The 12,811-nt window shown below is 49.0% G+C and carries 11 protein-coding genes; 3 read left to right on the top strand and 8 right to left on the bottom strand.

Annotated elements, in window-relative coordinates; genetic code table 11:
* Positions 1 to 263: 263 nt before the first annotated feature.
* The 6 genes from KNO69_RS10140 to ybaK form a co-directional block, all read right to left on the bottom strand.
* Positions 264 to 1,730 (bottom strand): phytoene desaturase family protein, encoded by a 1,467-nt coding sequence (locus KNO69_RS10140; protein WP_078146444.1) that lies wholly within the window; start codon positions 1,728 to 1,730, stop codon positions 264 to 266.
* 26 nt (positions 1,731 to 1,756) lie between these two features.
* On the bottom strand, positions 1,757 to 2,824 hold the full coding sequence (locus KNO69_RS10135) for a glycosyltransferase family 2 protein (protein WP_214817632.1): 1,068 nt from the start codon (positions 2,822 to 2,824) through the stop codon (positions 1,757 to 1,759).
* Positions 2,821 to 3,519, bottom strand: coding sequence for a lysophospholipid acyltransferase family protein (locus KNO69_RS10130; RefSeq protein WP_078146446.1), 699 nt, complete (start codon positions 3,517 to 3,519; stop codon positions 2,821 to 2,823). Before KNO69_RS10130 ends, KNO69_RS10135 begins: the two co-directional genes overlap by 4 nt.
* Complete coding sequence (locus KNO69_RS10125) at positions 3,485 to 4,234, bottom strand: carotenoid biosynthesis protein (protein WP_214817631.1); 750 nt, start codon at positions 4,232 to 4,234, stop codon at positions 3,485 to 3,487. Before KNO69_RS10125 ends, KNO69_RS10130 begins: the two co-directional genes overlap by 35 nt.
* Before the next feature lie 89 nt (positions 4,235 to 4,323).
* Positions 4,324 to 5,022, bottom strand: a complete 699-nt coding sequence (gene pssA / locus KNO69_RS10120) for a CDP-diacylglycerol--serine O-phosphatidyltransferase (RefSeq protein ID WP_031421233.1) — start codon at positions 5,020 to 5,022, stop codon at positions 4,324 to 4,326.
* A 19-nt stretch (positions 5,023 to 5,041) separates the two neighbouring features.
* Complete coding sequence (gene ybaK / locus KNO69_RS10115) at positions 5,042 to 5,506, bottom strand: Cys-tRNA(Pro) deacylase (protein WP_214782239.1); 465 nt, start codon at positions 5,504 to 5,506, stop codon at positions 5,042 to 5,044.
* Positions 5,507 to 5,656: 150 nt separating this feature from the next.
* On the opposite strand from ybaK, the gene KNO69_RS10110 reads away from it, so the two are divergent.
* Positions 5,657 to 6,391 carry an enoyl-CoA hydratase/isomerase family protein gene (locus tag KNO69_RS10110; protein WP_214817628.1) on the top strand — a complete coding sequence of 245 codons (735 nt, stop codon included), beginning with the start codon at positions 5,657 to 5,659 and terminating at the stop codon, positions 6,389 to 6,391.
* 23 nt (positions 6,392 to 6,414) lie between these two features.
* Here KNO69_RS10110 and KNO69_RS10105 read toward each other — a convergent pair whose 3' ends face one another.
* Together KNO69_RS10105 and KNO69_RS10100 are read right to left on the bottom strand one after the other, a co-directional pair.
* On the bottom strand, positions 6,415 to 7,773 hold the full coding sequence (locus tag KNO69_RS10105) for an MATE family efflux transporter (protein WP_214817624.1): 1,359 nt from the start codon (positions 7,771 to 7,773) through the stop codon (positions 6,415 to 6,417).
* 159 nt (positions 7,774 to 7,932) lie between these two features.
* Positions 7,933 to 9,717, bottom strand: a complete 1,785-nt coding sequence (locus KNO69_RS10100; RefSeq protein WP_214817621.1) for a glycoside hydrolase family 13 protein — start codon at positions 9,715 to 9,717, stop codon at positions 7,933 to 7,935.
* A 370-nt stretch (positions 9,718 to 10,087) separates the two neighbouring features.
* Here KNO69_RS10100 and KNO69_RS10095 point away from each other — a divergent pair, with 370 nt between their 5' ends.
* The gene (locus KNO69_RS10095; RefSeq protein ID WP_078146451.1) at positions 10,088 to 11,353 is read left to right on the top strand and encodes an extracellular solute-binding protein; all 1,266 of its coding nucleotides are present in this window, start codon (positions 10,088 to 10,090) and stop codon (positions 11,351 to 11,353) included.
* Between the two features lie 105 nt (positions 11,354 to 11,458).
* A complete protein-coding gene (locus KNO69_RS10090) occupies positions 11,459 to 12,811 on the top strand; it encodes a sugar ABC transporter permease (protein WP_015880983.1) in 1,353 nt (450 codons plus the stop codon).

Raw genomic sequence — 12,811 nt, 5'->3', positions numbered from 1 at the left:
GTTGGGACATCTTCGTCGAAACAGGATGCTTGATGGACTAAGGGGGAACATCATACGCAAGCTGTCTCAACTACGGGATACGAGTGGGGAAACTCGCTCATCACTTTTTCTCGGGTGTGACAAGTTCAAAACGCGATGAGGCTCGGGGAAGCCATTCGATCGCTACAGGTGTAACAAACGCTACAGAACTGCTTGAACTCGAATATGATATTATCACGTCTTTCAATTGTCGACAAGTGTCGAAACTCGCGTTCACAAAATGTTCATATTGTCAGAGGTATGTCCTCTAACATCGATCGTGCAGCGAATTGTCCTGAAAGCGTCACCATCGGACTGCCACCGCCAGGATGAGTCGAACCGCCAGCGAACCAGATGTTCGATACATCTGTCGATCGCGGTGCAGGTCTAAAAAATGCCCCTTTTTTCGAGTTGGCCGACGTGCCATAAAGTGCGCCATAATACGCATAAAAATCGCGAGTCAAATCTTGTGGGGTCACCCGCTTATGGTAGAGCACCTCTTCTTCTTCCCAATCCACACCGAACATACGTAATCGTCTGCGAATCAAATGCTCATACGTATCTGCATCAATTTCGGTCAGATGTGCCGGAGCATTGACGAGGATGAACAGGTTGTCTCCTGCCTCGCCCATCGACGGATCGGTTGCGGATGAATTCGAAATATAGATTGTCGGTTCGTCTGCATAACGTTCTTCTTGGAAAAGTGCTTTAAATTCCCTTTCATAGTCGTCTGAGAAATAGACGTTATGGTGTGCCAAATTCAATCGTTTGGACAATCCGACCATCATGACGAATGCGGAAATCGAAGGTTCGACGGTATCGCGTGTCGGGACTGGGAAAGATGGGCGGTCTTTCGCGTCAACGAGTCGCGGGTATTGCGTCAAGAGTTCACCGTTGAGAAGAACGGCATCACACGAGATGACTTCTTGGTCATCGACGACGACCTCATGTGCTTTTCCGTTCAATACATCAATTTTCGTCACTTCATGACCGAGTCGGAACGTCACTCCGAGTTCGCTCGCCCGTTTGGCGAACCCTTTTGCGATATTCCAGTTTCCACCTTTCGCAAAATAGACGCCTTCATTCAATTCCAAATGTGCGATAAGGGCGAACGTACCTGGTGTCACGTATGGGCTGCTACCAATGTACGTCGCATAGCGGTCGAGCGCCTGAATAATGCGTGGGTCCTTGAAATACTTCTTGTGAAGGGCGTGCAAACTTTGAAGTGGATGCACTTTGACCATGTCCGCCCAAAGACCGGGATCCAACTTTGTGTCCATTTGTGTGAAGAAGCGCTTATTCGCAATGTCGAACAGCTTTTCCGCTTCATCTAGATAGGCACGCATCTGATTGTGTTTCAACTGGTCACCGGTCAAACGCCGTACTTCGACCTCAAGTTTTGCCCGATCGGCACTGAACGTGAAGGATGACCCGTCTGTGTAGTGGTTGACGGTATGTTGATCGAGCTTGATTAACTCAAAATAGTCATCCGGATTGGCCCCGCTATTTCGAATGACTGAACGAAATACATCCGGCATCGTGATCGTATTTGGACCAAAGTCGAACCGGTGACCGTCGGTTATAATGGGCATGAGTTTGCCACCGACATGTTGATTCTTTTCAATGACCGTGACGTCATAACCTCGTGCTGCGAGCGTGACGGCGGCGCTTAGTCCACCGAGACCAGCCCCAATCACTATGATTTGTTTCATACAATTGTCCCCCTTTAGACGTCTGCTTAGAAATAGTGACGACCTTTCCACGTGATGGGCAACCGTCTCCATTTACGAATGACGGCATTCCCGAGTAAGGTCAAGTAAGCGATTAAACTGAGTGGATGGTACCATGTACCGGACCCATTTGATTTCAGATCGACAGCGAGACGCGCGAGGAGCACGAAAATCGCTGCGCTAATCGTCTGCCAACTCGGTGAAAAGATCCAAGCGAGCATAGCCGTCAACTGGATGCCGTAATATGTCATGAAGTACAAGGCGAGTCCTACTGATTCATTCATTCCCTTGAATACGTTCTTTGAAAACCCGGTCCACACTTCTTCATTCGTTTCATACATGTCGCAGGAGATGAACGGGGAGACTTGAACGAGTGACGTGACTTTTTGATGACGTTTGAACGTTCGACATAAATCGATATCATCAATCAACGACGTTCGAATAGCAGCATGTCCGCCAACTTCCTCGTAGCTGTTCCGCTCGACGAGTACGTTCATGCCATTCGCCGCGGCAAATGCGGGGTGTTTCACTTTACGCCAAAACAAAGGCAGATGTTGGGCGATGAGCACGTGTTGCATCGGAATCAACAATTTCCCGAGAAATGTGGATGTCGGAAATTGAGGGAAACCTGATAAAAAGACGGCCTGCTCTCGAGCGAGCGTGGCATGCATGCGGGCGATAAAACTCGAATCGATCGTGACGTCCGCATCTAAAAAGAGAAGATACGGTTCAGTCGTGCGTGATGCTAGTTGATGACAAGCATGAACTTTTCCGGCCCAGTCATGGGGCAAAGGAACACCTTGGATGACGGTAAAACGGGTATCGTTACCGATTGCGCGATTCAATTTTTCATATGTATCATCCTCGGAGCGGTCCTCGTAGATATAAACATGAGTCCCATCCGGTATCGCCTGCTTTAAATTTGAAATCAGTCGATCGACGTGACGCGACTCATTGCGCATCGGGATGCAGACGGCTGTCGCCGGTGTGCGTCCTGGGTCGGCGAGCGGTCTCAAGAACGAAAGATTGATTAGGGTAAAGATAAACATCGAGAGGGTGAGCAGCCATAAGATCATGAACGTCCCCTCCCAAGTCGGAACATTGTTTCTGTCCATTCAGCAAGATTACGACGTGGTCGAAAGAGCGGCACATAGGCATCAGACCGAATGATGGCGTCTTGTCGCACGTCGTCATAGAGCGCCTCGAGTGCTTGCGCGATTTCCTGCTTCTGAGCTCGTCGTGTCATCGACGTCACGACTACTGTTCGAAAGCGGACATATACAAGGGGTTCCGCATGGTTCTCAAACGAATAGTACATGGCGCATAATTGGACGGGGCGGTCGTTCAGTAACAACGTTGCGCCAGACTCGATTTCGACAGGTCGAAGTTCCTGTGGCATCTCTTGTCCTTGAGGGAACATCCAGACGGATTTCCCGGACGCGAGCAATTCATTCGCATAAGCCAGTGAGACCCGTACATCGGAGAGACTTCCTTTTTTCACCGAGAAGGCACCGAGGTGTCGAAAGAACGGGAAGCGACGTAGTCCATCCTCATCCATCAACACATGAATATCGTGTCGTAAAAAATGTTCATTGATCATATACATGATGAGACCGTCCCACCACGCGCTATGTGTACTTAAAAATAATCCGGGGGTCGGAACGTCGTCCGTTCGGATATAAATGTTATGGAAGGTGGGACGTATTTGACGTTCCCTCACGAACGTCGAGAACAGGTTATTGAACCATTTCTTTTTGTGTGACTCGATCATCGCGCCCCCTCCTTTCAAGTAGAATCACTCCGGATGTGAGGATGCTGAGGAGCCCGATGCCATAGAGACCTGCATTGACAGCCGTGATACCGAAGAGTGCGTGAAGCATGACGAACAAATAGACGCCGTGCCGGATCAACAAGGAATCAACAGCGCGTTCGTGACGCTGTAACGACCATGAGAAAATAAGGGATAACCCGAACCAACCGATAAAGTTTTGTGTCGGGATATCATAGTATAAGCCGTCATTCGCCCATTCCCAGTAGCCTTTCACGTTTGCCGCTACGGGATCGATTGCCATATCGAGCCATACGGCGAGAATCGGAACGAGCCATAAAATATTGTGGCGGAATGTGAAGAGACGGGCAACGGCAAAACTAGAGCCAATCACGGCAAGCCATGCCGCACCGATTGTGACAGGAACTCCAAAAACTGTCGGACCGAACGCTTCAGCATAAACGTATTCACTGAACGGGAATCCCGTCTTTACGCCGAGTGTCTCCACAGCGATTGAACCGAAGAAAATAAACGGAACAATCCAAGCTCCTTGTCGAATTCCTTGATAAAGAATCGTTCCACCTATCGCCCCGGCTAGCCATAAAAAGACGGGGTTTGCCCACTCGAGCCAAGGTGGAAGCAGGTCGAATCCAACTAAAATCAACCCAATGAAATACCAAACAATAAACCATTTCCAAATAAACGGATACACTTTCATTCCATCACCTCTACTTTTTATTCTAAAGCTCATTGAAGTCTTCGTCTAACAAATGCATGTACAAAAAAGAGCCTCGCTGAACGAGACTCTCAATTGGCCATCCGTTTTCGTCTTTTCACGAACGAGAAGGCGATGAATAAGACATAGAACGGGACGGCGATGAACCAAAATGTCGGCCATTCTTTCCAACGTGCGAACATCATATACGTCACATAGACGAGACTGATGGTAATGATGAACGAGTGACGTGGCAATGGTACATCTTTAAAACTCGGGATACGAACACGGCTGACCATCAACAAGGCGAGCCCTGTGAAGAAAATCGGTGTTAACAGTTCACTGACGCGGTCACCGAACGTTGTGATGACAGCGAGAAGTCCCCCGGCGGCCGTGATCGGGACACCAGAGAAGTAACTCGCTGCAACGTTTGTCGCTGATAAATTGAAGCGAGCCAGACGATAGGCACCGAATAGCGGGAAAAGTGCCGCAAAAAACAATCCATAATTGCCGTAATCAATAAAGAAGGTGTAATAAGCGAGCATCGCCGGTGCGACCCCGAACGTTACGATATCAGCGAGTGAGTCCAATTCTTTCCCAAAATCGCCAGCGACCCCGAGCATACGGGCGAGGCGCCCGTCTAAACTGTCGAGCATCATCGCGATGATGATTAACAGTGTGGCGTTTGAGAAGTCACCACGTGCGGCGTAGACGATGGCGACGACACCACAAAATAAATTTCCGAACGTAAAGGAGTTTGGGACCCACGAACGGATACGTTCTTTCCACATAATTTTGCCCCCAGTAAGGTCATTGGCTGAACCAGTGCCCGTTTGTAAATTGCAGTAAATCTTCAGGTGTTAATTCGATTTGATAGCCGCGTTTTCCAGCAGAAATGGTGATTGTCTCTCTGTCTTGAGCTGCTTCGTGCAGATAGACAGGGAACGGCTTCTTCGCCCCAATCGGAGAGACTCCTCCTCGAATATAACCGGTCAATGTCTCGAGCTCTTTCATCGGGACGGTCGATGCTTTCTTCGCCCCCCAAGCTTTAGCGGCTGCTTTTAAATCGATGTCACGCTCTCCAGAGATGAGAAAGAAGGCATATTGCTTTTTTTCGTTCATGAGACAAATCGTTTTATACAGTTCGTCGAGCGGTTTATGCAACGTCTCCGCGACATGTTTGGCAGAGACATCGGTTTCATCGACTTCATACGTATGATAGGTGAACGGAATCTTCTTCTGTTTCAGTTGCCGAGCGGCGTTTGTCAGTTGCATCTGACTCATCCTTTCGTGACCGACTCCTTTTAGAATAGCAAATCAACCAACTTCCCGGCAATTGAACTTCAAAAAACTTTTCAGTAAAGGAAGGAGTTTGAAGGAATGACGAAGAAATGAACAATGATTCATTTTGAAGGGGGAATGAAAATGGAGACGATTCAATTGACGACACACAATGGAGTAGGGTGGTTGAAACTGAACCGACCTGAAAAGCTAAACGCCTTGAACGAGACGTTGCTTCGTGAAATGAAAACGGCAATCGACACATTTGAACAGGACGACACGGTTCGTGTCATCGTTCTTGTCGGAGAGGGACGAGCGTTCTCATCCGGACAAGATTTAACGATTGAGAGCGATGCGGACTATGGGGAATATTTAGAAGACGTGTATCATCCACTCGTACGTACGCTTTTCTCATGTCAGAAACCACTCATCGCAGGGATTCACGGTGTCGTGGCTGGAGCAGGACTCAGTTTGGCACTCGCGGCAGACGTTCGAATCGTCGCCAAGTCGACGAAGTTCAGCTCGGCGTTCATTAAAATCGGGTTGGTTGCTGATGCGGGCGGCCCATATCACTTACGTCGACTCATGCGCGACGACCTCGCATTAGATTGGCTCTGGAGTGGCAGTACGATTGACTCGGATGCCGCGCGTACATTTGGGCTCGTCACTGAGCTCGTAGAAGATGCGATGTATACGGAGCGATTGACTTCATATGCGGAGACTCTCGCTTGGAAATCACCGGTCGCTGTCCAAGGGATGAAGGCGCTCATGCGAGCCGCTTCATTTGAGGACGGATTGAATGAAGAAATCAAATGGCAACGGAAGTGTGGGGACACGGACGTGCACCGCCAAGCGATGCAGGCATTCTTGATGAAATGAAAAAAGCGGCTGCGGCCGCTTTTTTACGTGGTTGATTTTGCTTCGAACTGGAAGCCTTTTTGTTGCCATGTCCCGTATTTCCAACGACGGAACGCGAAGAATCCGCGGAACCACTCATCGAGGGAGAAGGCGAGCCAAATCCCAAGGATGCCGAGTCCCATTTGAAGACCGAACAAGTAGCTGAACGCCACGGCGACGCCCCACATCGAGGCAATTCCGATCATGACCGGGAAGCGGACGTCCCCGACAGACTTCAATGACCCCATCAAGACGATGTTCATGGCGCGACCCGGCTCTAAAATGAGCGTCGCCCATAAGATTGGCACACCGACCGCGATGATGTCAGGGTTTGATGTGAAGAGACCGAGTAGCGATTCGCTGAACACCGCTAAACCGAGAGAGGCGACGAACGATGCGAACATGGCAATCTTCAATGTCTTGACGGCACGATGATAGGCTTCTTTAAACCGTTTCCCCCCAATATCCCGTGCAATCAAAAGCTGGGTTCCTTGCGCGACGGCGACGGTGAACAAGAAGGCAAGCATTGACAAGTTCATCACGTACACTCGAGCAGCAAGAGACGCCTCGCCCATCGTCGCGATAAATCCAGTGATGATAATTTGGGATGCCTGATACGATAAATTCTCTCCGGCAGAAGGGACACCGATTTGAAGAAGCGATTGGATGTCGTCTTTCTTCGGACGAATCAATTCTTTTAACGGGAAGCGGATCATGAGCTTCCGCTTGACGAGCCAGAACAAGAGAACCATAGCGGCGAATCGTGCGATCACGATGGCCCAAGCGACACCGGCAACGCCTGTGACCGGAAGGCCAAACCAGCCGGTAACGGCAAAAATGGCACCGACGGCGGTGATGATATCAATCAGAAGCGTCGCGAGCATGGCGTGTTTCGTCATCCCGTGACTCCGGAGGATCGAACTGAGCGCCATGATGAGTGCTTCGGTGAATAACGACAAGCCGACGATTTGCAGGAACAACAACCCGTGTGCAAACAGTTCGTCCGATAGACCGAACAGGCGTAAGAACGTTTCGCCGAACAAGAAGATGACGCCGACCATGATTGCACCGAGCCACATGTTCAAACTGACGGCGGAGCGGGCGAAGTCACGACTCTTCTTCATGCGCCCAGCCCCGATGGCCTGACCGATCAAAATGGTCGCCCCGACAGACGTCACACTAAAGACGATCAAGAACACGTTTAAGATTTGGTTGGCAACCCCGACGGCCGAGGCGGCGGCGTCTGAGTAGTGAGCGAGCATCAATGTGGCGATGATCCCGGTTCCCATATGGAGGGCAAGTTCGATGAAAATCGGCCACGACAGTTTGAACAGGGTGAGCTGTTCCGTTTGTTTCGTCTGCATGTAGTGTATTCTCCCTTTTCTCTATAATTCTTTCTGTTAACTATTTGTTTTATAAAAATGTCAAAGGTCATCTTACTCCTTATGAAATGAAAAAGAAAGGGGTTTGCTAAATTATTTTCAACAAAAAAATCACCCGAAGAAATCAGGTGATTTTCGAATTTATTTCAATTTCAGAATAGCAGCACTAAATGGCGCCAGTTCGATTTCGAGTGAGTCGAGGTCGCGGTCATGCAAGAGGTCCGTGGCTGCTCCTGTATAACCGAGCGGATTCAGTTTCGAAGCAGAGTCTGAGTTGTTGAAGTAAACCAAGTATGTCTCATCTTTCGTACACCGCTCGATGATGACCGCATTGTTCGCATCGTCGACCAGGTTGAAGCGATACGAGCCGGCATTTGCGAGCACAGGGTGGTCCTTACGAAGCTGGATGAGCTTTTGGATGTAGCGGAAGAGGTTACGGTCTTCTTCGGCTTCATCCCATGGCATACAGCGACGGCAACCCGGGTCTTGTTCGCCTTCAAGTCCAATTTCGTCCCCGTAGTAAATACATGGGCTACCTGTATAAGTCAGCATCGACGTCATCAAGAGTTTGAACTTGCCTTTATGTCCTTTCGCCCGTGTCAACGCACGAGGTGTATCGTGCGAATCGATCAAGTTGAAGGTGACTTCGTTGACGTTCATCGTGTTCATCATCTCGACACGCGTCAGCTCGTTACGGAACTCCGAAGCGGTCGTCCGGTCGAGGGCGAAGTAGTTCAAGCTCGCATTCGTGAAAGGGTAGTTCATGACGGCATCGAACTGGTCACCTTGTAACCAAGGCTGTGCGTCGTGCCAAATCTCCCCGAGGATGTAGGCTTCCGGGTTCGCATTTTTGACCACCGTGCGGAAGTCACGCCAAAACGCATGGTCGACTTCGTTAGCGACGTCAAGACGCCACCCGTCGATACCGAATTCTTCGACCCAGTAACGGGCAACATCTAATAAGTAAGCTTTTAATTCGGGATGCTCTGTATTGATCTTCGGCATGTTCTTTTCGAATGCGAAGGTGTCGTAGTTCGGCTTCGGCTCTGTCGCAATCGGGAACTCGCGAAGATAGAACCAATCGCGATACTCAGAAGATGGCCCGTTCTCGACGACGTCTTGGAACCATGGGTGATGATATCCGACATGGTTGAAGACCGCGTCGAGCATGACTTTGATGCCGTTCTCGTGCAAGAGGTCGACCATCTCTTTAAATTTCTCTTTCGTCCCGAACTGCGGATCGATTTCCATATAGTCGAGCGTATCGTACTTATGGTTCGTCGTCGCTTTGAAGATCGGGCAGAAGTAGATGCCGGTGATCCCAAGTTCGACTAAATGATCGATATGGTCGATCACTCCTTGGAAGTCGCCACCGAAGAAGTTTGTCGTCGTCGGCTCTGTCGAGTTCCATGGGAGCGTCTCTTCAGGATTGAGTGAAGCATCGCCATTGGCGAAACGGTCCGGGAAGATTTGATACCAGACCGTATCCTTCACCCAGGACGGTGCATGGAAGATATCGATCGGGTTGATGAATGGGACACAGAAGTAGTAGCCCGTATCATCGAGCGGCTTCTCCTCGAACCATCCTTTTTCAGTGTAGACGGCCGTCTCTTGTCCATCATTCAAACGGAAACCGTAACGTAGACGTCGGAACGGCGGTTTGATGGCGATGAACCAATAGTCATAGGCGTCGTCAAATCCGATCTTCTCCATTGGAGTCTCGTATGTACGCCAGTAGCTCGGCTTGTCCGGATCGAAGTTCCACATGGCTGGGTCTTCAGCGTGCCAATCATATGGGTCGTTCCAAATCAAATCGACCGATTCGATATCGCCTCGCTTCGTATGGAAACGAATATGGATCGTCTCACGATCATATTTGTAGACGAACGGGGACATGGCACGATGATAAATCGCTTCTTTCATCATAAGGAAAACATTCCTTTCTTTATAGGGGATGACATCATTTTACAACATCGGGAATCCATGAGAACAGATGTTGCGAAAACGTTTGCTCAAGCAAAGGTTAATAAAGCGTTTACATTTTGTCAATTGCTGAAACGCATAAAAAGTGAAGATTTAAGAACAAACATTTGAAAATTACATAAATGGGTCAACAGACGTAAAAAAAGTGTAAAAAAAGACTTGTAAAACGCTTTCACAACTGTATAATAAAAATTGAGGTGAGGATGCAAACGTTTTCACTACCGTGTCAATTTCGTAGCGGAGTTTTAAAATTGACGTGGTCGTGCGATTGCGCAAATCTGACCATACTATTTCCTTGGGGAGGTTTTTCATCATGAAGATGAAAAAAATGGTAGCAGGACTTTCAACAGCAGTATTCGCATTCGGTGCACTTGCTGCATGTGGTGGCGGAACGGACAACGGATCTTCTAACGAAGGTGGTTCTTCAAGCGAGAACAAACCTGAAAAGATCGTAGTCTGGGAAGACATCGAAAAGTCTGAAACAACGAAAGAAGTTGCGAAGGCGTTCGAAGAAGAGCATGGCGTAAAAGTTGAAGTTGTCGAAGTACAGATGACAGACCAAAAAGACAAGCTTGCGCTTGACGGTCCAGCTGGAAAAGGTCCAGACATCGTGCTCGTACCACACGACCAGATCGGTACAATCGCAGACCAAGGTCACTTGGCTCCAATCGCTGACGAAGGATCGCTTGACGCGTTCACAGACGCTGCGAAATCAGCTGTCATGTACGATGGTCAAGCTTACGGATATCCAAAATCAGTTGAGACACCAATTCTCATGTACAACAAAGACTTGATGGCTGAAGCTCCAGCATCTATGGACGACCTTTACAAGTTATCAAACGATGTGAAAGCTGACGGGCAGTACGGATTCCTCGCACTTTGGGATAACTTCTACTTCGCACATGGTGTTGTCGCTGGATTCGGCGGATACGTGTTCAAAGAAGACGGTGGCGCACTCGACCCAGCGGATATCGGTTTGAACAACGAAGGTGCAGTTGAAGGATTCGAATACATCGGTAAATGGTACGAAGAAGGCCTCTTCCCTAAAGGGTTGATCGGTGAGTCTGGTGGCCAAGCGATGGACCAACTCTTCACTGAGAAGAAAGCTCATTCAGTCATGAACGGACCATGGGCTGTGGCTGGTTACACAGATGCAGGCGTGAACCTCGGAGCGGCTCCAATGCCAACACTTCCGAACGGTGAGCCAATCAAGACGTTCATGGGTGTGAAAACATATGCCCTTTCAGCTTACACAGAAAACCAAGAGTGGGCTGAAATGTTCCTTCAAGAGTTGACGAATGAAGAAAACGCATTGGCAATGTTTGAAGCATACAACGAGATCCCGCCAGTAGCAGCACTCGAGTCGAACGAGACAATCACGTCGAACGAAGTTGCGAAAGCGGTATTCGACCAAGCAACAAACGCAATCCCAATGCCGAACATTCCTGAAATGGGACAAGTTTGGGAGCCAATGGCACAAGCACTTCAGCTTGTAGCAACTGGTAAACAAGATGCACAAAAATCTGCAGACGATGCAGTGAAAGTCATCGAACAACAAATCCAAGCGAACAACCAATAAGGAATTGAGATGAAGGGGTACGTCACATGGCGTTCCCCATCATTTTCTAGCATTGAGCAAACGTTTGCTTGATTGATTTGCTCAAATCGAAAGGAGAAACTGAGGATGGCTGCAATTGCGAACCCTAAATCACCGGACCAACGCCCGGACAAGCCTACAAACCATGCTCGGAACGCGGGACTACTTTCCATCATTCCGGGACTCGGACAGTTATACAACAAACAATACGCGAAGGCGGTAGCGTTCTTTATCGTCGTCGTATCTTATTTTGCCGTAAACTATGATCTATTTTTCAAAGGGGCGGGCGCCGGACCAGGTGACCGTGGAGGACTTTGGGGATTGATCACGCTTGGTGAAGTGCCAGGACCTCGTAACGACCACTCCATCTTCTTGATGGTCGAGGGGATTGTCGCGTTAATTTTACTTTTCTTCGGAATCGCGTTCTATGTTTGGAACATTCGTGACGCCTATCGTGTCGGTCGCGCTCGTGATCAGCATCTAAACCTTCCATCGTTCCAAATGCAACTTCGCAACTTGCGTGACCATGGATTCCCATACTTAATGTTAATCCCATCACTCATTTTGTTAGTGTTTACCGTTATTCTTCCATTGATTTTTACGTTCTTGATCGCCTTTACGAACTATCGCTACAACAACGCACCACCAGCGAAACTCGTCGAATGGGTCGGATTCGAGAACTTTACACGTATTTTTGAAATCGATATTTTCCGTGACACGTTCGTCGGCGTACTCGGCTGGACGCTTGTCTGGACGGTCGCTTCAACGACAGGTGTCATCGCAATCGGGATCTTCCTTGCGGTACTCTTGAACCAAGAAGGACTTCGCTTCCGTCGTTTGTTCCGTTCGATCTTGATTCTTTCATGGGCGGTCCCAGCATTCATCACGATCTTGATCTTCCGCTCGATGTTCAACGAATCGTTCGGGGTGTTCAATACGACAATCTTGCCGGCACTCGGTCTTGACCCGGTCAACTGGATGACCGATCCGACGGCGACACGTACGGCACTCGTGCTCATTCAATGGTGGCTCGGCTTCCCATTCATCATGACGCTCATGACGGGTGTGCTTCAGTCGATTCCTGGTGACTTGTATGAAGCGGCGACGATTGACGGAGCAACGATCTTCGACAAGTTCCGCTTGATCACATTGCCGATGCTCTTGTTCGCGACAGCACCGATTTTGATCACGCAGTTCACGTTCAACTTCAACAACTTCAACATCATCTATCTCTTTAATGGCGGTGGCCCTGCTGTACCTGGACAAACGGCCGGCGGTACCGACATCTTAATTTCTTGGATTTACAAATTGTCTCTCGGTGCCAACCCGCAATACGGACTTGCGGCTGCGATCACACTCATCTTGTCATTCTTCATCATGACACTTGCCGTGATCCAGTTCCGTCGGACAAAATCTTTCAAAGACGAGGATATGATCTGA

The organism is Exiguobacterium sp. s131 (assembly GCF_018617345.1).
GTDB classification, from domain to species: Bacteria; Bacillota; Bacilli; order Exiguobacteriales; family Exiguobacteriaceae; genus Exiguobacterium; species Exiguobacterium profundum.
Note: the sequence above shows the minus strand (reverse complement) of the source record. Positions and strands in the feature narration are given on the sequence as shown.

Excerpts from the sequence above, each read along its gene's own strand:
- KNO69_RS10140 (WP_078146444.1), bottom strand. The coding sequence starts at position 1,730 with ATGAAACAAATCATAGTGATTGGGGCTGGTCTCGGTGGACTAAGCGCC.
- KNO69_RS10135 (WP_214817632.1), bottom strand. The coding sequence starts at position 2,824 with ATGATCTTATGGCTGCTCACCCTCTCGATGTTTATCTTTACCCTAATC.
- KNO69_RS10130 (WP_078146446.1), bottom strand. The coding sequence starts at position 3,519 with ATGATCGAGTCACACAAAAAGAAATGGTTCAATAACCTGTTCTCGACG.
- KNO69_RS10125 (WP_214817631.1), bottom strand. The coding sequence starts at position 4,234 with ATGAAAGTGTATCCGTTTATTTGGAAATGGTTTATTGTTTGGTATTTC.
- pssA (WP_031421233.1), bottom strand. The coding sequence starts at position 5,022 with ATGTGGAAAGAACGTATCCGTTCGTGGGTCCCAAACTCCTTTACGTTC.
- ybaK (WP_214782239.1), bottom strand. The coding sequence starts at position 5,506 with ATGCAACTGACAAACGCCGCTCGGCAACTGAAACAGAAGAAGATTCCG.
- KNO69_RS10110 (WP_214817628.1), top strand. The coding sequence starts at position 5,657 with ATGGAGACGATTCAATTGACGACACACAATGGAGTAGGGTGGTTGAAA.
- KNO69_RS10105 (WP_214817624.1), bottom strand. The coding sequence starts at position 7,773 with ATGCAGACGAAACAAACGGAACAGCTCACCCTGTTCAAACTGTCGTGG.
- KNO69_RS10100 (WP_214817621.1), bottom strand. The coding sequence starts at position 9,717 with ATGATGAAAGAAGCGATTTATCATCGTGCCATGTCCCCGTTCGTCTAC.
- KNO69_RS10095 (WP_078146451.1), top strand. The coding sequence starts at position 10,088 with ATGAAGATGAAAAAAATGGTAGCAGGACTTTCAACAGCAGTATTCGCA.
- KNO69_RS10090 (WP_015880983.1), top strand. The coding sequence starts at position 11,459 with ATGGCTGCAATTGCGAACCCTAAATCACCGGACCAACGCCCGGACAAG.